This window comes from Xanthomonas vasicola, assembly GCF_000772705.2.
GTDB classification, from domain to species: Bacteria; Pseudomonadota; Gammaproteobacteria; order Xanthomonadales; family Xanthomonadaceae; genus Xanthomonas; species Xanthomonas vasicola.
In genome coordinates this window covers 97,681-118,711 of the sequence record NZ_JSBW02000048.1, presented here as the reverse complement: position 1 = coordinate 118,711, position 21,031 = coordinate 97,681, and the positions used below count along the sequence as shown (strand labels likewise).

At 63.7% G+C, this 21,031-nt stretch carries 16 protein-coding genes and 2 other RNA genes; 10 read left to right on the top strand and 8 right to left on the bottom strand.

Annotated elements, in window-relative coordinates; genetic code table 11:
• Positions 1 to 9: 9 nt before the first annotated feature.
• The 5 genes from NX05_RS22655 to NX05_RS13570 form a co-directional block, all read right to left on the bottom strand.
• A non-coding RNA gene (locus NX05_RS22655) (sX9 sRNA) lies at positions 10 to 85 on the bottom strand.
• 60 nt (positions 86 to 145) lie between these two features.
• Positions 146 to 874 carry a UTRA domain-containing protein gene (locus NX05_RS13585; RefSeq protein ID WP_039436598.1) on the bottom strand — a complete coding sequence of 243 codons (729 nt, stop codon included), beginning with the start codon at positions 872 to 874 and terminating at the stop codon, positions 146 to 148.
• Between the two features lie 105 nt (positions 875 to 979).
• Entirely contained in the window at positions 980 to 1,555 is a 576-nt protein-coding gene (gene pnuC, locus NX05_RS13580) for a nicotinamide riboside transporter PnuC (protein ID WP_039436602.1), read from the bottom strand.
• 375 nt (positions 1,556 to 1,930) lie between these two features.
• Positions 1,931 to 4,093, bottom strand: coding sequence for a TonB-dependent receptor (locus NX05_RS13575; RefSeq protein ID WP_039436605.1), 2,163 nt, complete (start codon positions 4,091 to 4,093; stop codon positions 1,931 to 1,933).
• Positions 4,094 to 4,125: 32 nt separating this feature from the next.
• Positions 4,126 to 5,283, bottom strand: coding sequence for a phosphotransferase enzyme family protein (locus NX05_RS13570; RefSeq protein WP_039436607.1), 1,158 nt, complete (start codon positions 5,281 to 5,283; stop codon positions 4,126 to 4,128).
• Between the two features lie 614 nt (positions 5,284 to 5,897).
• Between NX05_RS13570 and NX05_RS13565 the strand changes: the two genes are divergently transcribed.
• From NX05_RS13565 to pncB, 6 genes are all read left to right on the top strand, one after another.
• The gene (locus tag NX05_RS13565) at positions 5,898 to 6,752 is read left to right on the top strand and encodes a glycosyltransferase family 2 protein (protein ID WP_039436609.1); all 855 of its coding nucleotides are present in this window, start codon (positions 5,898 to 5,900) and stop codon (positions 6,750 to 6,752) included.
• Between the two features lie 113 nt (positions 6,753 to 6,865).
• On the top strand, positions 6,866 to 7,897 hold the full coding sequence (locus NX05_RS13560) for a hypothetical protein (RefSeq protein WP_039436611.1): 1,032 nt from the start codon (positions 6,866 to 6,868) through the stop codon (positions 7,895 to 7,897).
• A 13-nt stretch (positions 7,898 to 7,910) separates the two neighbouring features.
• Positions 7,911 to 9,818, top strand: coding sequence for a glycosyltransferase family 2 protein (locus tag NX05_RS13555; RefSeq protein ID WP_010381878.1), 1,908 nt, complete (start codon positions 7,911 to 7,913; stop codon positions 9,816 to 9,818).
• 49 nt (positions 9,819 to 9,867) lie between these two features.
• Positions 9,868 to 11,166 (top strand): hypothetical protein, encoded by a 1,299-nt coding sequence (locus NX05_RS13550; protein ID WP_164722234.1) that lies wholly within the window; start codon positions 9,868 to 9,870, stop codon positions 11,164 to 11,166.
• The gene (locus NX05_RS13545; RefSeq protein ID WP_039436614.1) at positions 11,148 to 12,116 is read left to right on the top strand and encodes a glycoside hydrolase family 113; all 969 of its coding nucleotides are present in this window, start codon (positions 11,148 to 11,150) and stop codon (positions 12,114 to 12,116) included. Before NX05_RS13550 ends, NX05_RS13545 begins: the two co-directional genes overlap by 19 nt.
• Before the next feature lie 537 nt (positions 12,117 to 12,653).
• Entirely contained in the window at positions 12,654 to 13,832 is a 1,179-nt protein-coding gene (gene pncB, locus NX05_RS13540) for a nicotinate phosphoribosyltransferase (protein WP_039436616.1), read from the top strand.
• Positions 13,833 to 14,149: 317 nt separating this feature from the next.
• On the opposite strand, the gene NX05_RS13535 is transcribed toward pncB, so the two are convergent.
• Both NX05_RS13535 and NX05_RS13530 read right to left on the bottom strand, forming a co-directional pair.
• Positions 14,150 to 15,808, bottom strand: coding sequence for a PA domain-containing protein (locus NX05_RS13535; RefSeq protein ID WP_039436619.1), 1,659 nt, complete (start codon positions 15,806 to 15,808; stop codon positions 14,150 to 14,152).
• Positions 15,801 to 16,223: a post-PEP-CTERM-1 domain-containing protein gene (locus NX05_RS13530; protein ID WP_039436620.1), complete on the bottom strand. Its 423-nt coding sequence runs from the start codon at positions 16,221 to 16,223 to the stop codon at positions 15,801 to 15,803. The genes NX05_RS13535 and NX05_RS13530 overlap by 8 nt, the downstream gene beginning before the upstream one ends.
• A 623-nt stretch (positions 16,224 to 16,846) precedes the next feature.
• On the opposite strand from NX05_RS13530, the gene arsC reads away from it, so the two are divergent.
• The 3 genes from arsC to def all read left to right on the top strand — a co-directional run bounded on the left by arsC (position 16,847) and on the right by def (position 18,151).
• Positions 16,847 to 17,269: an arsenate reductase (glutaredoxin) gene (arsC, locus tag NX05_RS13525; RefSeq protein WP_039436622.1), complete on the top strand. Its 423-nt coding sequence runs from the start codon at positions 16,847 to 16,849 to the stop codon at positions 17,267 to 17,269.
• A 252-nt stretch (positions 17,270 to 17,521) separates the two neighbouring features.
• Positions 17,522 to 17,597, top strand: a non-coding RNA gene (locus NX05_RS22645) — sX9 sRNA.
• Positions 17,598 to 17,635: 38 nt separating this feature from the next.
• Positions 17,636 to 18,151: a peptide deformylase gene (gene def / locus NX05_RS13520; protein ID WP_017118342.1), complete on the top strand. Its 516-nt coding sequence runs from the start codon at positions 17,636 to 17,638 to the stop codon at positions 18,149 to 18,151.
• Positions 18,152 to 18,385: 234 nt separating this feature from the next.
• Here def and ettA read toward each other — a convergent pair whose 3' ends face one another.
• The gene (ettA, locus tag NX05_RS13515; RefSeq protein WP_010367724.1) at positions 18,386 to 20,047 is read right to left on the bottom strand and encodes an energy-dependent translational throttle protein EttA; all 1,662 of its coding nucleotides are present in this window, start codon (positions 20,045 to 20,047) and stop codon (positions 18,386 to 18,388) included.
• Positions 20,048 to 20,271: 224 nt separating this feature from the next.
• On the opposite strand from ettA, the gene NX05_RS13510 reads away from it, so the two are divergent.
• Complete coding sequence (locus NX05_RS13510; RefSeq protein ID WP_010381857.1) at positions 20,272 to 20,769, top strand: RcnB family protein; 498 nt, start codon at positions 20,272 to 20,274, stop codon at positions 20,767 to 20,769.
• The last annotated feature ends 262 nt before the right edge of the window (positions 20,770 to 21,031 follow it).

Genomic DNA, 21,031 nt, shown 5'->3' with positions numbered 1-21,031 from the left:
GCTAAGAGCCGCTAACAAAACGTCGCGAGCAGACGCCAAGTCGGCGTGGACGACGCGGAGGAAACGCAGTGTACGAGTGGTACATGCCGATTCTGAGCACCGGCCGAGTCCGCCTGGTGGTTGCGCAGTAGTTTTGTCCGCTGCTCTAAGAAGCTGCGCGCGTCTGTGCCTCCGTACGCACCACCACATCCAGTGCATCGTGACGCCAGGACTCGATATCCAGTTCCACCGCGCGGCCGTCTTCGGCAAAGCTGATCCGCTGCAGCCGGAAGCATGGCGTACCGGGAGTGGATTGCAGCAGCATCGCCTGTGCTGCATCCAAACCGGTCGGGTGCATCGACAGCTGCGCGTGGCTCAGAAACAGCCCGAGTCGCTGGTTGAACACAGTCGAGAGCGATCCGGCCAGATCGTGTTCGAGCAGGCCCGGCGCCCAGTCCGCGAGCACCACATTGGTTTCCAGAAGCACGGCGCGGCGATCGATCCAACGCCGGCGTTGCATCACGAAGACCTCGTCGTACTGGCTGTCCAGTCGCAATGCCGCAGCGTAGTACGCGCCCGCGATCTGCCGAGTGGCGCTCAATAATTCTGTGCGCGGCTTGCGCCCTTGCGCTGTCACGTACTGCATGAAACCCGCGATGCTGGTGGGGTCGTAGCGCACGCGCGGCGCACTCACGAACCAGCCGCGCCGGTTCTCGCGGTAGATGCGGCCTTCGGCTTCAAGTTGTTGCAACGCTTCACGCAGGGTAATGCGAGTGCAGGCGAACCGCTCGGCCAATGCGCGTTCCACCGGCAAGCGTTGATCCGGGCCCCATTCGCCGGCTGCAATCTGCGCGGAGATCGCTTCGGTGATGGTGTGCTGGCGCGAGACGCTCATACGCCGAACCGTTGATGGAGGGCGCTGGATATACGCAAGGCAAAGAGGTGAAAGGCGTGCATGTTGCGATGGTAAAGAAGAAAGTGCGCGTAAACCGCGCCTGGCTCAGCGTGCGCTGGCCAGGTTCGGGTTCTGTTGGGGTTTCCAGCTGTGCCAGCCGTACACCGCAAGCGCCACGAAGCCGGCGTAGAGCGCGGCAGTGGGATACAGCCCCTTGCTGAGGAAGACGCCGACATAGACGCAGTCCAGCACGATCCACAATACCCAATTGGCGATGCGCTTGCGTGCCGCCCACACGCTGGCCACAAGGCTGAAACTGGCCAGTGCCGCGTCCAGCCACGGCAGCGCCGCATCGGTGCGGTAATGCATGTGGGCGCCGAGCGCCGCAGCGAACGCCGCGCCGATGCCCAGCGAGAACCAGAGTTCCGCGGATGGCATCGGCAGCGGGCGAATGCGTGTGTCTGCAGGGGTTCCGCGTTGCCAGTGCCACCATCCGTAGAGTTGAGTCAGCACATAGACCCCTTGCAGCAGCATGTCCGAGTACAGCTTCCACTCATAGAACAGCCACGCGTACAACGCCACCGCCACGATGCCCACCGGCCAGCACCAGCGAATGCGCCGCGCGGTGAGCCACACGCCCAGCAGGTTGATCACGACGGCGATGGATTCGAGCAGCGACATGCGGTTCCTGGTGCGGTCTGGACTACGGTGGAGATGCGTAAGACAACCGGGAGTGGCTAACAAAACGCCTGCCCGGTCGCCATGCAGGTGCAGCCAGTGCCCGGTGCGGCGTGTACCTCGCAAAAACGTCGGTTCCGCAGCGCCGTTCATCCCCACGTGAGGACTGGTCGCTAGGCGCTGGTCGCTGTTCTTCGAACCCGGACGATGCGTGCAGCAAACGCGCGGTGCGCAACATGCCAGCAAGGCCCGCGACCAGGCGCTGATCACGGCAACTTGCAGATGTGTCGGCGGTCAATGCTGCCAAACCATGCATCACTTCCGCGTCCTTCCCGCGCATGCATGGGAAGGCACGTAGCGAGTGCATGCCATGGCAGGTCAGAAATCCACCTGCACCGTCAGACGCGCAGTGCGCGGTGCACCTGGGAATAGATATGCATCGCCCTGGTACTCGCCGGAATCGCGCCAGTAGCGCTTGTCGAACACGTTGTCCACGTTCAGGCGCCAGGTGGTCGCCAGACCGCCCAGTGCCGTGGCGTAGCGCGCACCGAGATTTGCCACGGTGTAGGCCGGCACGCTGGCGTTGCCCAGGCGGTCGGCGAACTTGCGCCCGCTGTATTGCATACCGGCCAACAACGCCAATCCATCGACGCCGGGTACGCTGTAATCGGTCTGCAGACTGGCGCGCAGCTTGGGCACGTTGATGGCCTGGTGGCCTTCGTAGTCAGCAATGTCGGTGTCTTCCGCGTGCGCGCGGATTGCCGCAATGCTAGCGAATAGGCGTAGTTGCTGCGTCGCTGCGCCGTCAGCAGACAGCTCCAGGCCGCGGTTATGCAGGCGGCCCTGCTGCACGAACAGCAGTCCACCATCGGCCTGCGGTTGGGTGAACTGGTAGGCCTGACGGATGTCGAACAGCGCTGCGCCCAGGCGCAGGCCCTGCAGGTCGATCTTTGCGCCGGTTTCCAGTTGATAGGCATTGGTCGGCGGCAGGATTTCATCGGCGTTGTCGGCAAACCACGGCGCAGTGCCACCGGCCGCCAGGCTCTTGGCGTAGCTGGCATACAGCGACACGTTCTGCTGTGGTTTGAACAACAATGCCGCCTGCGGCAGCACCGTGTCTTTGCGGGTGCGTCGTTCCAACAGCCCTTCGCGATCGAAGGCGCGTTCGTCCAGTTGCACATGGCGCGCGCCCAGCGATAGCTCCCACTGCGCACCCAGGCCGATGCGGTCGGCCAACACCAACGCGCGTTGGCGACTATCCAGGCGGCGCTGCTTGGGGTCCAGCGGCACATCGGTCTGCGCGAACACCTCCGGATCGCGATCAATGTTGCCGCTGCCGACAAATTCGTTGACCGAACCAAAACGGTCGATGGTGCGGCGCAGCCATTCGCCGCCGATGCTCAGGTGGTGCTCCAGCGCGCCGGTGACGCTATGGCCTTCCAGCGTGGCACGCAGTTGATCGTGCACACGGGTGTCGTCGGGGCTGCGGTAATCGTAGACGTCGTACTCGCCCTGCGCGCTGAAAAAGTTCGGCGTGGCGATGTCGGCGCAGCTTGCCGCGCCATAACAGCCCCAGGCGAACGCGGAGAAGTCGTTGATCGTCGAGCGGCTGCGCGATGCTTCGGCGGTGGCGCGCCAGTCGTCGTTGAGTTGGTAGGCGTACCGCAGCTGCGCGTTGAGCGTATCCATTTCCACCGGGCGTGCCCACGGCTGATAGCCAAGCAGGCGATGCACATCGATATCGCGCGGCACCTGCGTGCCACCCAGCAGTTGATAGCCCGGCACCGAGCGCTGTTGCCGATGTTGATATTCCACGTCCAGCTGCAGCAGCGCTTGCGGGGTGATCTTCCAGTCGCCGGCCAGCGACAGGAAATTGCGATAGCCGTCGGCATGATCGACATAGCTGTGGATGTCTTCGCGTGCGGCGTTGATGCGCAATCCCAGCGTGCGCTCTGCACCGAACCAGTCGCCCAGATCGGCGGCGACGTAGCGCGACCCTTGTTCGTCGGTGCCCAGCGTCACGCTGCGCACATGCTCGGGCCGCTTGGTGCGGTAGTCGATCAACCCGGCCGGTTCGTTGACGCCCGATTGCAAGCCGGCAAGGCCCTTGAGTATCTGCACCTGCTGCTTGTTTTCCAATGCGATCGATTGTTCGCCCACCGCGCTCATGCCGTTGATGCGGTAGCTGTTGGCGGCATTGAGCGAATAGCCGCGCACCACGAAGTTTTCGTAATAGCCGATCGGCGCATACGCATCGCCAGCGGAAGCATCGGCGCGCAATACCTCACTGAGCACGCGTGCCTGACGATCGAGCAATTGCGCACGATCGATCACCGAGATCGACACAGGCGCGTCGAGCAGCCGGGTTGCGCCGAATCCGCTCAATGCCGTGCTGGTGTCGACGCGCTCGCCACGCACATTGACCGCATCCAGTTCGACGGCATCGGCATCGGGTTGCTGTTGCGCCAGTGCAGGGGCGCAGCACAATGCCAGTGCGAGTGCCAGCGGGCAGCGGGAGAGCAGGGGGAGCGTCACAGGCATTGGCAAGACTCGACAGAGATAAAGGAAGGCGCTCACGGCACCCGCCGCGCACGCGCATGCAGATGCTCAAGCAGCTGCTGACCATCGGCGCTGGCAAACCAGTCCGCGTGGCCGAGCAGATAGCGGTGATAGGCGATGTCGGCGTTGGCGAACGAACGCGTGACGCCGGCGAAATATTCGATTTCGCTCAGGGCGAAGTCGGCATGCACGATCGGCAGTAGTGCGGCTAGGCGGCGTAACTGGTTGGCATCCAGTGGGCGATGCTGCGCGTAGCCATCCAGCAGCGCGTCCAGCTGAGCAAGCTCGGCCTGCGCGCGTGCGTCGGTGTCCAGCCGTAGCCAGGGGATGAGGTTGCGTTCGATAGCGGTCGCCAGATCGAACAGCGCGCTGCTGCAATCGGTCAGCCCGAAGTCGAAGATGGTGCTGACGCGGGTGTGCCCGTCGACCGTGTCCCACAGCAGGTTGGATGCGTGCCAGTCGCCATGCGTCCACAGCGGCGGTAGCGCGCCCGGCGCGCACAGCAGCGGCCACGCACGCGCATGCCAGGGCAGCAGATGAGTGGCGATGTCATGTTGCCAGGGGCGGTGTTGCAAGGCGGCTGCCAGGTGCGGCCGCGTTGACAAGGCATCGTGCAACGCCTGCAACGGGTCTGCTTGCGCAAACAGCCGCAGGTTGGCAACCAACACGCTGGTGGAGCGCGCCGGTGCATCGAAGCCCTGGGCGGCGTTGTGCAGTTGCGCCAGCGCGGCCCCGGCCGCCCGCGCATGGGCAAGGTCGGTGAATGGTGTCCACGACAAGGCATCGCGGTAGAGGTCGCGCCCGGCGCCGACGCGCTGCACTTCGTACACCCAATCGTCGTAGGCCAGCGCGGTGCGGCCCTGGGCGTCATGCAGCACCTCCACCACCGGCGCGCCGGCCCAGCGCAGATGGGCAATAAAGCTGTGTTCCTCGCGCAGCGCGGCGACGCTGCGCACGCTGCGATGGTGGCGCTTGACGATGACCGGGCCGCTCGCAGTTTCCACGCAAGCCGCCGCCGAGAACGGGCGCGCGCTATGCCAACGCACCTCGGTGAGGCGGCCAAGCGCCGGAAACCCCTGCAGCACGCGATGGATTTCATCGGTGGTCAGCACCGGCCAGTCCGGCAGCGCCAGTTCCAGGCTCATGCCATGCACCTGATGCGGCACGTTCATCGGCTGACTCCCGGCAGCAGGGATCGTGCGGTGTTAGCCAGTGGTATAGACCAGGTAATCGGAGGAGAAGCGGCTGAGGCGGCGCATGCGCCGCCAAGGACAAGAACGGCGCTGCCGGGCCGTTGTTGCATCGCATCCGCCATCAGGCGGCAGCAACGCAATGCATGAAAAGGCAGCGCGAAACCGAAAGGTCGCTAACCGTCATCTCAACAATCAGGTGTGGAGTGCACCAAAAGCGAATGGCAAAACGGCTGGCGATCAGATGGGTGCGGGCGGTGTGCGCTGAAGCGGATGTACGCGTGTACATGCATCGAGTGCCGCCCGCGCTCGCCTGATGGCTGCACAGTCGTTTTGCTGGTCGCGCAAAAGTCGCGAACGGAGACCGCATGGCGGCTCCGGGCGCGCAGTATGCGCCTTGCGTGGATGGGTCGCTATGGCGCTATGTCGCAAGGTGTGTTCGCGCGAGTAACTGCTTTGCAAGCGGGAGCGTGGTGCAATGTCTACCCGCATGCCCCGACATCAATGCAAATGCGGCCGCGGCAGCGCCTGACGCGCATCGTGCAGCAGCGAACCCGAGATGGCGTTGCGCCGCTCCGGCGCTGGATAATGCCCGGATGACTCCCGTCCAGATCGCCGCCGTCGTCGTCACCTATCAGAGCAGCAGCACCATCGATGCGTGCCTGTCGCGATTGCGCGCGGCCGAGGGCATCAGCGAGATCCGGGTGGTCGATAACGCCTCCAGCGACGACACCCTGGAAGTGGTGCAGCGCCATGCCCTGGCCGATGCACGGCTGCATTTCGTCGCCAACCCCGACAACCCCGGTTTCGCCACCGCCTGCAACCAGGGCGCGCGCGACTCGCAGGCGCCCTGGCTGGTCTTTATCAACCCAGACCTGATGGTCGAACGCGACACCTTGTTGCAGCTATGCGACCGCGCAGCGGGACATCCGGCGGTGCTGCTGGGGGTTGAACAGGTGGACGAGCAGGGGCGGCCGGACGCGGCCGTGCGCCGCCGCGACCCGGACTTTGCAGCGATGCTGCGCGCGCCGCGCGCCGCCGCCAGCCTGGCGGTGCCGGCCGACCCGTCACGGGCCTTGCAGCCGGTGGACGCGATTTCCGGCGCATTGATGCTGATGCAGCGCAGCCTGTTCGACCGGCTGGACGGCTGGGACGGCAGTTACCGGCTGCATGCCGAAGATCTGGACCTGTGCCGGCGTGCCCGCCAGGCCGGCGCCCTGGTGGCGGTGGCTAACGATCTGCAGGTGCTGCATGTGCGCGGCGTCTCCAGCCGCGCGCGGCCATTTTTCGTGGAATGGCACAAACATCGTGGATTGTGGCGCTATTTCCGCAAGTTCGAAGCTAGCCAGCGCGGGCTATTCACTCAGCTCGGCGTGTGGCTTGCGATCTGGACCCATGCAGCTGCGCAGGTGCCGCGGTTGTTACAGCAGAAATCGCCTCAGACGCGTTAAATTTGTGATAAATCGGTGATGAGTGGCGGATTGGAACTGTGATAGGTTTCGCCCGAACAGTGATCAGTCTCTAGCGTCCTGTCCCCCCCTGCTCCCCCGTCAGGAATCGTGCAATGTCTTTACAGAACGACCCGCAATTACGGGGCCGTCAGCGGTGCGCTAACCCGCTGCAGTCCAGCTTGGTTGCCTCGCCGTGTCACCCCAATCCAACGCAACATCGTGCGCCGTCGGTGGCATCGGCGCTTGCACTGAGCTGCCTGCTGGTCGCGTTGCCGGGCACCGCCCTGGCCGGTGCCTGGACCCAGCCGCAGGGCGACACGTTGGTGATCATCAAGGCGTTGCATAGCGATGGCCGTGGGTGGTTCGACGACGGTCATCACCGCACAACGTTTGGTGACGGCCAAGAGTTCGATGGCAACGGCCGCAGTCGGCAGGATCAGCTCAACGTCTACGTCGAGCATGGTCTGACCGAGAAGCTCAGCTTCATCGGTAATTTCTATTTCAACGACGTCGGTTTCAGCAACCACGATGCCGTCAACGGCCGGCAGAAAACCACAACGACTGGTTTTGCCGATCAGGAAATCGGCCTGCGCTATGCGCTGCCGAGCGCGCAGGACGATGTCTGGCGCAGTTCCGTGCAGGCGTTGGTGAGCATCCCGGCTTATGGGCGTAGCAAGACCTACCACCCGAACAACCCTTCCGCCAATTCCGACCCTGCGCTCGGCCTCGGCGACTATGGTCTTGAGCTGCGTTATAGCCGTGGCCGCGGTTACACACTTGGCGACCACAACGGCTACGTCGATCTAGGTGGCGCTGTCCGCCTGCGCGGGAGCGCTGCGTCCGACGAACTGCGCGTGGACGCGTCCACAGGTCTGAGCCTGGCGCCGAGCTGGTTGCTGTTGGGCGAACTCAACGTGATTCAAGGGTTGGGCAACGGGCGTGGCAACTTCGACGTTGCCGGCAGCGCCGGTGGCGTTGGCTTCGTCGCCACCGGCACCAACTACGATCTCACCAAGCTGCAGCTGTCCACGCTGTACACGGCGCCGGGCGGCAGCCAGTGGCAGGTGGGCTATCAGCAGCCGGTGATGGGCCGCAACACCGGTGCCGCAGGCGGGCCATTCGTGGCCGCCTGGTGGCGTTTCTAAGGGCTCCCCCCACATGACGGTCACCTGCGAAATGGAAGCGCTGGGACGCGCGCCGGACATCGGCCGCGAGCGCGGTTTGCTAGGTCGTGCGCTGGTTTCGGCAGGCGTCATCACCGACGAACAGCTGCGCTCGGCGCTGGCCTTGCAGCAGCGCTGGAACTCGCGCCTGGGCGATGTGATTCTGGCCCAGCGCGGTGTGCCGGCGCAGCGGTTCTACGCCATCGTTGCGGCGCACTTCGGGCTGCAATTCATCGATCTGGTGCAGCAGTCACCGGATCCTGCGCTGCTCACTTCCGGCGATCTGGATAGTTACGCGCAACGCTTGGTGTTGCCGTGGCGGCGCGAAGACGGCGTGCTGGTGCTGGCCGTGGCCGACCCGGATCCGGCGCTGTTCGCCTGGGCGCGTGCGCATTACGGCGAAGACGTGCGCTTTGTCGGCACCGCCAAGTTCGACATCATCTGGAGCCTGCAGCGCTACGCCGATGAGCAGCTCACCGACAACGCGCTGAATCTGCTTGCCGCGCATGCGCCGACCTATTCCGCACGCCAGGTGGTCACGCGCGGGCAGAAGTTCGTGTTGTGGGCATTGGCTGCGGTCATGCTGGTCACGCTGGTGTTATTCCCAGTGCCTGCATTGATCACCGTCAACGTGCTGGTGGCGCTGGGCTTTCTGGCCACCTTCGGTTTGAAGTTGCTGCTGGTGTGGTTCGGCTCGCGCCACCGCATCGACATCAAGGTCACCGAAGACGAAGTGGCCGCATTAAACGACGACGACCTGCCGGTCTATACCGTGCTGGTGCCGATGTACAAGGAGCCGGAAGTCCTGCCGATTCTGGCCAACGCGCTTCGCAAGCTGGACTACCCGATCAGCAAGCTGGATGTGAAGCTGGTGCTGGAAGCGGACGATTTCGACACCATCGAAGCGGCCAAGAAACTCGGCCTGGAAGCCTTCTTCGAAATCATCCGGGTGCCGCCGTCGCAGCCCAAGACCAAGCCCAAGGCCTGCAACTACGCGCTGCACTTTGCGCGCGGTGAATTGCTCACCATCTACGACGCCGAAGACAAACCCGAGCCGGATCAGCTCAAGCGCGTGGTGGCGGCATTCCGCAAGGCCGAGAAGAATGTGGTGTGCATCCAGGCGCGGCTGAACTACTACAACGCTGACGAAAACTGGCTGACGCGGATGTTCACGCTGGAGTACACCCTCTGGTTCGACTTCTACCTGCCAGCGCTGGAATACCTGCGCATTCCGATCCCGTTGGGCGGCACCTCCAATCACTTTCGCCTGGACGTGTTGCGCCAGGTGCGCGCATGGGACCCGTACAACGTCACCGAAGACGCCGATCTGGGCGTGCGGCTGATCCAGAACGGCTACCGCGTCAATGTGGTCAATTCCACCACGTTCGAAGAAGCAAACGTCAGTATTCCCAACTGGATCCGGCAGCGTTCGCGCTGGCTCAAGGGTTATATGCAGACCTGGCTGGTGCACATGCGCGACCCGGTGCATCTGTATCGCAGTACCGGCTTCAAGGGGTTCTGGGGCTTTCAGTTCTTCATCGGCGGCGGCTTCTTCACTGCCTTGGGCGTGCCGGTGCTATGGGCGTTGTACGCGGTGTGGATGCTCACAGGCACCACGATGTTCGAGCGCTTCTTCCCGCCGTGGTTGGCTGCTGTCTCACTGGTCAATCTGCTGCTGGCCAATGCGTTCTTCATCTACATCACGCTGGTCGCTGCGTTCAAGCGCGACTACTTCAAGCTGGCGCCGTACGCGCTGACGGTACCGTTCTACTGGGCGTTGCAGTCGATCGCTGCCTACAAGGGGTTGTGGCAGTTGATCCACAATCCGTTCTATTGGGAGAAGACTACGCATGGCATCAGCAAGCATTCGGAAAACGAGCGCCGTGCCGCACTCGAAGAGTGAGCCGATCGCGACGCGGCACGATAGTGGGCTGCCGGCGTTCCTGATCGCCGTGGTGGCGTTGTCGCTGCTGAGCCAGCCGTTGCTGGTGCAGTCGGTGGGCACTGCGGCGACGGTGTACGCACCGGGTGGCGGACTGCCGGCGACCGGCTTGTTGGGGTGGGTAGTCGATCTCACTCAACATGGCTGGAATCTGCCGTTCCAGGTGTGGCCGTTCGTGGCGGTCGCCGCGAACGCACTGTTCCTGTCGCTGCTGTGGCGCGATCTGGCCGGCGTGTTCGGACGTGGCTGGGCCAGCGCTCTGACGTTGCTGGTTGGGTGCAATCCGCTGTTCCTGCTGCCGATCGCTGCCGGTGGCAGTCATGCGGTAGGGCTGTTGGCTTTCTACGGCTTGTGCCGCACCTTGCGCCGGTTGCAGGCGCAGGTGGAAGCCTTCACTTATCTGCGGATTGCCGGCTGGTTATGCATCCTGCTGTGTCTGGATCTGCAGACGCTGGCGCTGTCGACGATGGTCGCGCCGTGGCTGTTGTTGGTGATGCCGCCACAGATGCTGCGCAAGGCGCCGGGTTCGTTTTATCTGGTGTGTTACCTGCCGTTCGCGTTTCTGATCGGCATGTGGGCGTACGTCAATCTGATCGTATTCAATGCGCCGTGGCCGACGATGCTCAATATCGCGCCGGCCTCCAACCCGTTGCCATTGCCGCTGGCGGGTCACGCCGAAGGCTGGTTGCCGGCGGTGCGTTGGGGCGTTGCGGCAGCGGTGTGCTTCCCGGTCCTGGCGCTGGTGACGCGGACGCGTAGTGGCGCGCTGACGCGTGGCGTGGTGGCCAGTGCCGGCACCGTGATCTGCGCTGCGGCGTTGTCGTTCGCATTCGGCTGGGCTGGCTTTGATGCCTTGCTGCTGCTCTGGGTCCCGGTGGCGTTGTTGTTGCGCGCGCTGCACGTCGACCAGCGCGGCCAGGCGGCCGGATTGCTGCTGCTGGGCCTGGTGGGTGCGGTTTGGGCGCAGCCGCAGGGATGGGGCAGCTGGATGAATGCCGCAACTGGCGACGAACACTCCCTGATGCAGGGCGAGCCTGTTGTCATGACGGAGCCGGTGGCGTTGCCGGTGAGTGCATCGGTTGCCGCTGCTACGCAGGATGCTGGCGTGGTACGGCCGGCGACGGCGGATAGTGCTGTCGTGGCGCCAACTGCAGTAGCACCTGCGGACTACGCCAACCAGGCAAACCCGTCAGCGGCCACGGTGGCGCCGACGGACAAGAACAATGCATCCCTGCGGGCGACAGCGTGTGCTCAACACGCGGCGCCGCCGAATGCCGAGGTGTCTGCTGCATGTTCAAGCGCGTTCTAAGCATCGCAACGTTGATCGGCGTTTGTCTGCTGGCAAACGGCTGCAACGCCGCCGCGCCCACGTGGATGGGTGCCAACGTCAAGGTGTCCGCTAATGCACCGTGGGATAGCCAGGCTGCAGCGCAGTCGTTGGATGCCTTAGCCAAGACCGGCGCCAGCAAGGCGCTGCTGGTTGCGTTCGTGTGGCAGGCCGACCCGCAGTCCAACGACCCGGTGTTGGGCAGCGACAGCAGTGTAAAGGCCATGCGCGCTGCGTTGCGAGCAAGCCTCCAGGCTGGCTTGCAGCCAGCGCTCAAAGTGCATGTCTGGATTCCGGGACATTGGGCGGGCGATGCCGCGCCCACCGATCAAGCAGCCTGGTTTGCGGCGTATCAGAACGCGCTGCTGCCGTTGGCCAAGGTGGCCCAGGACGAACACGCCGAAGCGTTGGTGATCGGCACCGAATTGCACAAATTGCAGGACGCGCCGCAATGGCCGGCGTTGGTCGCGGCAGTACGCAAGGTCTACACCGGAAAACTGCTGTACGTGGCCGACGGCATGGAGCATGCCGAGAGCTTCCGTTACTGGTCGTTGTTCGATGCGGTGGGCACCAGCCTGTATCCGCGCCTGTCCGACGCTGCCGATGCGCGCACCGCCGAAATGAACGCTGCCGCGCAACGCCTGCAGCAGTTGGGTCAGCGTGTCGGCAAGCCGGTGTGGGTGGCCGAGCTGGGCCTGCGTTCGGCGCGCGGCAGTCTGGCGGCGCCGTGGGAAAGCCCGGAGCAACGCACGGCCGCCGTCGATACCAAGCTGCAGCTGCAGGTGCTGCAACAGTGGCGCAAGGTGCTGCAGGCGCATGGCGTGGAAGGCATCGCGCTGTGGTGCTGGTACACCGACCCCAAGGCCGGTGGCCCGGGCGACAGCGACTTCACCGTGCAGGGCAAGCCGGCGCAGCAGGTGCTGGCGCGCTAAGAGCGGCGAGTAAACGACTGTGCTTGCCGAAGGGCAGGGCGCTGCCGGTGCTTGAGATCGACCTGCAGCGCTCGCACGCTGCGGTCCAGCGCGCCGACCACACTCGGTTGGCGACAGCGAGTTGCGGTCTACTTGGAAAGTTTCGATGATCCCAGCGAGCATGAACATGCCGCGACGCCTGCCGGTGGAGCACGCAGATCAAATTTGAACTTTGCGTCAGCGCGTCCAGCGCGCCGAATTTCTGCTGGAAGGACGCGCACAATAGACGCGTCTGCATTGTGTCAGCCGTTGTAGGTCGCTACGACACAAGTGTGTTGCGTAACTTCTCCGCGCGTCAGGCGGGCGCGGCTGCTGCGCGTTCGTGATCGCGACGCGCGCGTTCCGCTGTTGAATGCACTACTCAGGACTAGTCGAGACCAACCAGCGCCCCTGTGAGCAAAGGCACGTCCTCAAACGCAGGTTCAACGCACGACGCTGTCACTCGGATCTTGGCCAGTGCACACGCCGGCATCGCTGCAGCGGGCATAATCCGGCGCCATGATCATCCATTCGCTGCTCGACACCGATCTGTACAAATTCACCATGATGCAGGCGGTGCTGCACCAGCATCCCGCCGCGCAGGTGGATTACCGCTTCAAATGCCGCACTCCCGGCGTGGACCTGGCGCAGTTCATCGACGAGATTTCGCGCGAGATCGATGCGCTGTGCCGGTTGCGGCTGCGCGAGGATGAGGTGGATTACCTGCGCAGCCTGCGCTTCATCAAGCCGGACTTTGCCGACTTCCTGGCGTTGTTTCATCTAGATCGCAAGTATCTGAGCCTCACCGCATCGGCGACTCATCCGGGCGAGATCGAACTGACCATCCGCGGCCCGTGGTTGCACACCATCCTGTTCGAGGTACCGCTGCTGGCGATCATCAACGAGGTCTGGTTCCGCAATACCTCCGAGCCGGATTTCGAAGAAGGCCGCAGCCGCCTGCGCGAGAAGGTGAGCAGCCTGCGCAGCATGCCGGCCGGCTGCAAGATTGCTGATTACGGCACGCGCCGGCGTTACTCGCGGCAATGGCATGGCCAATTGCTGCCGCTGTTGCGCGATGGCCTGGGCGAACAGTTCGTTGGTACCAGTAACGTGTATTTCGCCAAGCAGTACGGGTTGACCCCGCTGGGGACGATGGCGCACGAATATCTGCAGGCCTTCCAGGCATTAGGGCCGCGGTTGCGCGATTCGCAGGTGGCGGCGCTGGAATCGTGGGCGCGCGAATACCGTGGCGATCTGGGCATCGCGTTGTCGGACGTGGTCGGGCTGGATGCGTTCCTGCGCGATTTCGACCTGTATTTCTGCAAGTTGTTCGACGGCATGCGCCACGATTCGGGCGACCCGTTCGAATGGGGCGAACGCGTCATCGCGCATCTGGAAGCGCACCGCATTGATCCACGCACGAAGGTGTTGGTGTTTAGCGACGGCCTCAATATCGACAAGGTGATGCGCCTGTATGCGCATTTCCATCCCCGCTGCCGGCTGGCCTTCGGGGTGGGTACTAGCCTGACCAACGATCTGGGGCCGACGCCGCTGCAGATCGTCATCAAGATGGTGCGCTGCAATGGCCAGCCGGTGGCCAAGCTCAGCGATTCGCCCGGCAAGAGCATGTGCGAGGACATCGGGTATTTGCGCTATCTGCGCGACGTGTTTGGGCTGCCGCCCATGGCAGAGGCTTAGCCAAACGGCGTAACCACACACCACCGGATTGAGGCAGGGTGGCATGCACTGCCGAAAATCCGGCCACGCGGTCTGGGAACTGATTACGTGGCAGATCCTCCGCATCGCGGTGATCGTGCGGAGCAGTTCTGTGCAGTGGGCCAAGGGGCAGCTGGATGCCTATGCATGGCCTCCGCACGCTTCATGGCCACGCCTTCTTTGTCGCCGCAGCGTTGCATCGATGCACTCGCCTGCACTGAACAGCACGAGTGCGAATAAACAAACGGCGCCTTGCGGCGCCGTTCGCATCACACAATCTCACACACCACGTTTATCGCTTACGGACGCACCTTGGTGGCGCAGACGAAGACCGCTGCCTGTTGCACGCGGCTGATCACGCCCTGGCTCTGCAACTCGCGCGCGTGTTCGTCCATGCAGGTCAGGTAACCCAGGCGGTTGCCGACGTTCTGCGTTTTGCACAAGCTGCTTTCGGCAGACACGTTCGCACCGGGAATCAGGCCGCCGGTCTCCACCGTCGGGACCAAGGTGCTGCAGGTGCCCAACTTGGCCGGCCCGGTGTTCAAGGTCCAACCGATGTCGGCAAACAGCGCCGCGGTCAGGTCGAAGTTGACATGCGCCTGCACTTCCGGCGTGTCGAACGGCTCCATCAAGGCATTGGGCTGCAGATCGGTATCGAAGTGCGAGAACGTCGAACCGCCCGCCACGACGCTAGGCGAGTACAGCCGCGTGCGGCCTGCGCTGTCGGTGCCCTGCAGCAGCTGCGGATCTTCGTACAGCGCAGCGACCACCGCAGTGCTTCTCTTCAGGCGCTCGCCATCGGCCTGCGAGACCATGATGGTGGGGATGGTGATGTCGGTGATCGGCGGTGCTGCGTTGCCCATCGTCTGCACATCGGCCGCGTTGTTGGCGACGATGACGCCTACCGCGCCATTGAGCTGCGCATTCTTCACCTTGATCGCGAACGCGCAGGTGCCGCGGTCGATCAGCGCCACCTTGCCGGCCACATCGGCCGCATTGACGAACGGGGTTTCGCAGCCATCGCTGGCCGATGCGGCCGCCACGCCGTCGTTGACCGTCAGCACCGAACGCGCCGGAAAATTGGCCGCCGTGGCCAGCGGACCGAAGCTGGCAAAGCCCACTTCGAACTTGCCCGCAGCGCTGGCCGGTGCGGTGACGCGTAGCAGCGTGCGCGGATCCAGGATCAACGCCGCCTCGCGGTTCACGCGCGTCCCGGCCCATACCGTACGGCCGGGCGTACGCATCGCTTCGGCGCGCATAGCGTTGGTCATGGTCGGGTCGTCGAAGCGCTTGTTCTGAACGTTGTCGTAGGCCTGCGAGGTGTAGACGTCGGTCAGGCCGCTGCCCGAACCCAGCACGCCGGTGGTTTTGTTGAGAAAGCCCGCCGCGCCCAGACCATGGCCGATCTCATGCATCACCACGTTGAGGAAGTTGATCTGGCCTTCGGGTGTCTTGCCGTCCAGACCCAGATACCAGCCCGAGCCGGCCAGGCAATCGTCCTTGCCCAGGTCGCCGTTGAACTGCGAAAACACGTCGGCCGGATCGGCCGGATCCGGCACCAGGTCCTGCCCGGCGATCGCATCGCCAAGCGCGGACGGGTACAACGTATTGGCCTTGGCACCGGGGAAGTTGTTGACGATCCAGTTCGGGCCGGCCTGGCCCAGCGTGCCGCCGGTGGCGGTACAGTTCAGCCGTGCGAACGAGGCATGCACCTTGATCTCGACGTTGCTCTGCAGCACCGCGCCCCACAGGTCCATTGCGTACTGGTATGCGATGCGGCGTTGCTCACCGATCGAGCGCCCCGGATTGCCGCCCAACGGCGAGGCAGCGGTCGGGTCGTTCAAGCCGACCACGGTGCCGGCATCGCCATTGATCAGCGTGACATTGGCCGCCGATGCATGCAGCGGTGCCAGTGCCGCAGCCACGGCCAGAGACAACAGCAACAAGGGCTTATTCATGCGGCAGCGCTCCGTGCTCGGCGTGGGCGGGTTGGGTGGTATCGGCGTCTTCGCTGTGTTCGATGACGATGCTTCCGTCGGCCTGGCGGGTTGCCGTCAGCGAACTCATTTGGGTGGCCGGCAACTTGCGCGCCACGGTGCCGTTGGGCAGGCGACGCTCGGTAGCGCGTGCGGCCGCTTCGGTCCGCGGAACCGAGGTGCGTGCGGCTCTGCGGGCTGCGGAGTTGGCCGCGGCGGCCTGCTGCTCCAGCGCCGCGCTCTCGGCGTCGGTCAGCGGGCGCAACTTGCCGGTGGTGGGATCGATACCGACCTTTGAACTGCTGGTGGCCGCTTCCTGCGCTGCGGCGATTGCCGGCAGGCACACGAGACACAACAGACCGGAGAGCATCCATCCGGGCTTGCGAAAGCTCATCATCGTTGGGGTTTCCTTGTGTCCAACAGGGGAAAAAACGCCGTGCTGACACCGGCGCTCGAGAGAATCCTTCCATTCAGTCTGTTCATGACTGAATCATGAATCCGGGACTTATGTCAATCTTTTGACGCATTCGCCGACGAGTGCGAGGCGGAAGCCTGAAAAATTCATCGACGGGCTTGTGGACTGGGGATTTCTTGGGCCCGGTACCGCTGAGTCGCTCGGAGCCAGACAGATTGTTGGCGCGGCCGCGGGTGCGGGCGCAGGCATAGGTGCAGGCGCAGGCAGGCAGGCCAGGGCACGATCGTGGTCACGCGCTGGCACAGTGCCGAGCTGGCTCAGCCAAGCAGCCCGCTGCTTCAGAAGGGCCGATGCCCCGGCAGGCATCAACTGCGCTTCTCTCCCACCGGGAGAAGGTGCCCCGAAGGGGCGGATGAGGGTACGGTTGCAGCCTCCAGCGGCATGTCACACCAGCGGCCTTCCCTGGCGTCGTCACCCAACCTGCTAACGCGCACGCGCTCAGCGCTCGGCATACCCACAAGGCCACTCTTACACTGGCCGCTCTCAGCGCCGCCCGACGCCAGTCGACGGCAGCGCGCTACATCCTCAGTCAACCCTAGACCACCATGTACGCCGTCATCTACCACAACCCCGGCTGCGGGACGTCCCGCAATACCCTTGCGCTGATTCGTCATGCCGGCGTCGAACCGCAAATCGTCGATTACCTGCAGCACCCGCCAAGCCGCGAGACGCTGCAGTCGCTTATCGCCGCTGCCGGCATCACGGTTCGCGAGGCCATCCGCCAGAAAGGCAAGCTATATCTGGAACTGGGGCTCGACGATCCTGCCCTGGACGACACGGCATTGTTGAGCGCAATGCTCGCGCACCCGATCCTGATCAACCGCCCATTCGTACGGACCCCGCGCGGCACGCGCCTGTGCCGTCCCTCCGAACTGGTGCTCGACCTGTTGCCGCCAGACACGCAGGGCTTCGTCAAGGAAGACGGCGAGCGTCTGCTGGACGAGGCGGGGCAACGCATCCGCCGCTGACATGGTCAACCGGCGCGCGCAGCCGGCATTGCGCTTGTCACGCTGGTTGCAGCGTTGGCGATTGGACGTAGTGCGCTCATCCATGGGGTATCCGTTCGGCGGCTCGTAGGGCTATCAACCACTGATCAGCAGGTTGCTGCACATGCCGTCTGCATGCATAACATGCCGCTGTGTGAGTGACTAACGAGGCGGACTGTACCCACCGCGACGCGCCTCGAGCGCTGCTTGGAGGAGGCATGCACAAATGCCGGCATCTACCACTCGTACACTGCAGTTCTCGCGCGCTGTTTATGGCCGGCTGAAGACTGCTCGCTACGTGTTGTCAGCCACTCTAAACTGCACGTCACGATCTTCAGGAGCACATGCATGATTCGCGACATTATCCGCATGGGCGACAAGCGCTTGCTGCGTGTGGCGCCACCGGTCACCAACCTGGGCAGCGCCGAGTTGCACGCGCTGGTGGCCGACATGTTCGAAACCATGGACGCTGCGCGTGGCGTCGGTTTGGCAGCGCCGCAGATCGCGGTGGATCTGCAATTGATGGTGTTCGGCTTCGACGCCAGCGAGCGCTATCCCGAAGCGCCTGCGGTACCGCGTACGGCCCTGGCCAACGCACAGATCGAACCACTCTCCGAAGAGATGGAAAACGGCTGGGAGGGCTGTTTGTCGATCCCCGGCCTGCGCGCAGTGATTCCACGCTATCGCTACATTCGCTACCGCGGCGTTGCACCCGATGGCAGCCCGATCGAGCGCGAAGCCGAAGGTTTCCACGCACGTGTGGTGCAACACGAATACGACCACCTGGTCGGCCGTCTGTATCCCTCGCGCATCGAAAACTTCGACACCTTCGGTTTCGAAGACGTGCTGTCTTACGACCTGTAATACATCTCTATGGTCTGTCGTTGATGGACTAAGGCATGTGCAGGGCGCATCCCGGTAGGCAGCAAGCATGCACGCGGGTAGTGCACTTGCAGGAACCATTAGCTGCGGGGCGCCTCAAGATACATCGCGATAGGCAAACGCCGCTCGGCAAGACAGGCCCATCGCCGGCGCCCAGTCGCCAAGTAGAGAATAAAAAAGGCGCCTTTCGGCGCCCTTTTTTTGAACGACGACAACTTACTTCAGCGCCTTGAAACGCAGACGCTTCGGGCCGGCGTCGTCGCCCATGCGGCGGCGCTTGTCTTCCTCGTACTCGCGGTAATTGCCCTGGAAGAACTCCACGTGCGAGTCGCCTTCGAAGGCCAGGATGTGCGTGGCGATACGGTCCAAGAACCAGCGGTCATGCGAAATCACGAAGGTATTGCCGGGGAATTCCAGCAACGCATCTTCCAGCGCACGCAGGGTTTCGATGTCCAGGTCGTTGGACGGTTCGTCGAGCAGCAGCACGTTACCGCCCTGCAGCAGGGTCTTGGCCATGTGCAGACGACCACGCTCACCACCGGACAGCGAGCCGACCATCTTCTGCTGGTCCTGGCCCTTGAAGTTGAAGCGACCGATGTAGGCGCGCGACTGGATCTCGATGCCGTTGATGTTGAGGATGTCCAGGCCGCCCGCAATTTCCTGGAAGACGTTGTGGTTGCCTTCCAGCGCGTCGCGGCTCTGGTCCACATAGGACAGCTGCACGGTGGGGCCGACTACGATCTCGCCGGAGTCCGGCTTTTCCTGGCCGGTGATCATCTTGAAGAGAGTCGACTTACCGGCACCGTTGGGGCCGATGATGCCGACGATGGCGCCAGGCGGCACGATCATCGATAGATTGTCGATCAACAAGCGGTCGCCGAACTTCTTGGAGACGTTCTTGAACTCCATCACCGCGTTACCCAGGCGCTCGCCCGGCGGGATGAAGATCTCGTTGGTTTCGTTGCGCTTCTGGTAATCGACCGATTGCAGCTCTTCCAGGCGAGCCAGACGTGCCTTGCCCTTGGTGCGGCCGCCCTTGGCGTTCTGGCGCGACCATTCCAGTTCCTTCTGGATCGCCTTCTGGCGTGACTTTTCCTGGTTGTCTTCCTGCTTGAGGCGCTCGTCCTTCTGGGTCAGCCAGTCGGTGTAGTTGCCCTTCCACGGAATGCCGCGGCCGCGGTCCAGTTCCAGGATCCATTCGGCAGCGTTGTCGAGGAAGTAGCGATCATGCGTCACCGCCACCACGGTGCCGGTGTAGCGCGCCAGGAACTGCTCCAGCCATTCCACCGACTCGGCGTCCAAGTGGTTGGTCGGTTCGTCGAGCAGCAGCATGTCCGGCTTCTGCAGCAACAGGCGGCACAGCGCCACGCGGCGCTTTTCACCACCGGACAGCTTGCCGACAATCGCTTCCCACGGCGGCAGGCGCAGCGCATCGGCGGCGACATCCAGCTGGTTTTCCAGCGTATGTGCATCGCCGGCGGCCAGGATCGCTTCCAGGCGCTCCTGTTCCTTGGCCAGCGCATCGAAATCGGCGCCTTCTTCGGCATAGGCCAGATACACCGCATCCAGCGCGGCCTGTGCCTGCAGCACGTCGCCCACGCCTTCTTCCACCGCTTCGCGCACGGTGTGCTCAGGATTGAGCTGCGGTTCCTGGGCCAGATAACCGACCTTGATGCCGGCCTGCGGGCGGGCTTCGCCCTCGAAGTCGGTGTCCACGCCGGCCATGATCTTCAGCACCGTGGACTTGCCCGCGCCGTTCAGGCCGAGCAGGCCGATCTTGGCGCCTGGGAAGAAGCTCAGCGAGATGTCCTTGATGATCTGCCGCTTGGGCGGGACCACCTTGCTGACGCGGTTCATGGTGTAAATGTATTGCGACATGGGTGCTCCGGGGACGCAGGCAGCCCGCCGGCCAAGGCCGGGGGCGGCGAAAAAGGGATTGCGTCCATTATACGGGCAAGTGGCTTGGCCCGCGGCGGCGCGCTTGCAGCTAAACGACACCTTGCTTCCGACCTGAATAGGCTTTTTCGTAATCGATTCCAGCAAGAATGCGTTAAGGCGGCCATCCTCTTAATGAAATTACGACACCGCGAACAGGAGCTGTCATGAACCGCAAACGCATCGTTACCGCTGTGCTTTCCTCCATCCTGGCGTTGGGTGCCTTCGCACCGTCTGCGTTCGCCGGGGATTGGGACCGCGACCACGATCGCCGCGGACATGACCGCGACCATGGCCCGGATCATCGCCGCGACTGGCGCGACGATCGCCGTGACGACCGCCGCGAGTGGCGTCAGGACCGTCGCTACTACAGCAATGGCTACCGCGAGGGTTATCGGGACGCGCGTTACCAGGACCGCCGCTACGACCGCAATCGTGTCTACGTCTATGACCGCCCTGGGTACTACCGCCCCGGCCCGCCGCCGCGTCCGTACTGGGCCCGTGGCCAGCGGTATCACGGCCCGGTCTATGTGGTGAACGATTACGACCGCTATGACCTGCGCCGCCCACCGTACGGCTACCGCTGGCAGCGCGACGACCGCGGCAACCTGCTGCTGGTCGCCATTGCCACCGGCATCATTGCCGACCTGGTGCTCAACAATTGAGCGTGTCCGTCAACCAGGGCGGCTAGGCGCAGCCGCAGATTGGTAACGGCGACAGGGCGTACTTCGGTACGCCCTGTCGCATTGTGGCATCCCGCCTGACACGCCCCGACTAACCAATGGCTTCACCAACGCGCCCTGTCGCGCGTGTTGTTCGATCGAAAGGACATCCTGCAGCACATTGTGTGTTGGTGCCTGCGGCAATGGCCGAGCACCTGTGTGAGCCGGCATAGGAGGCATTGCTGAAGCGTCGGCGTGCGGCATC

Excerpts from the sequence above, each read along its gene's own strand:
- NX05_RS13535 (WP_039436619.1), bottom strand. The coding sequence starts at position 15,808 with ATGAATAAGCCCTTGTTGCTGTTGTCTCTGGCCGTGGCTGCGGCACTG.
- NX05_RS13585 (WP_039436598.1), bottom strand. The coding sequence starts at position 874 with ATGAGCGTCTCGCGCCAGCACACCATCACCGAAGCGATCTCCGCGCAG.
- NX05_RS13560 (WP_039436611.1), top strand. The coding sequence starts at position 6,866 with ATGTCTTTACAGAACGACCCGCAATTACGGGGCCGTCAGCGGTGCGCT.
- ettA (WP_010367724.1), bottom strand. The coding sequence starts at position 20,047 with ATGTCGCAATACATTTACACCATGAACCGCGTCAGCAAGGTGGTCCCG.
- NX05_RS13565 (WP_039436609.1), top strand. The coding sequence starts at position 5,898 with ATGACTCCCGTCCAGATCGCCGCCGTCGTCGTCACCTATCAGAGCAGC.
- pncB (WP_039436616.1), top strand. The coding sequence starts at position 12,654 with ATGATCATCCATTCGCTGCTCGACACCGATCTGTACAAATTCACCATG.
- def (WP_017118342.1), top strand. The coding sequence starts at position 17,636 with ATGATTCGCGACATTATCCGCATGGGCGACAAGCGCTTGCTGCGTGTG.
- pnuC (WP_039436602.1), bottom strand. The coding sequence starts at position 1,555 with ATGTCGCTGCTCGAATCCATCGCCGTCGTGATCAACCTGCTGGGCGTG.
- arsC (WP_039436622.1), top strand. The coding sequence starts at position 16,847 with ATGTACGCCGTCATCTACCACAACCCCGGCTGCGGGACGTCCCGCAAT.
- NX05_RS13530 (WP_039436620.1), bottom strand. The coding sequence starts at position 16,223 with ATGATGAGCTTTCGCAAGCCCGGATGGATGCTCTCCGGTCTGTTGTGT.
- NX05_RS13510 (WP_010381857.1), top strand. The coding sequence starts at position 20,272 with ATGAACCGCAAACGCATCGTTACCGCTGTGCTTTCCTCCATCCTGGCG.
- NX05_RS13570 (WP_039436607.1), bottom strand. The coding sequence starts at position 5,283 with ATGAACGTGCCGCATCAGGTGCATGGCATGAGCCTGGAACTGGCGCTG.
- NX05_RS13575 (WP_039436605.1), bottom strand. The coding sequence starts at position 4,093 with ATGCCTGTGACGCTCCCCCTGCTCTCCCGCTGCCCGCTGGCACTCGCA.
- NX05_RS13545 (WP_039436614.1), top strand. The coding sequence starts at position 11,148 with ATGTTCAAGCGCGTTCTAAGCATCGCAACGTTGATCGGCGTTTGTCTG.
- NX05_RS13555 (WP_010381878.1), top strand. The coding sequence starts at position 7,911 with ATGACGGTCACCTGCGAAATGGAAGCGCTGGGACGCGCGCCGGACATC.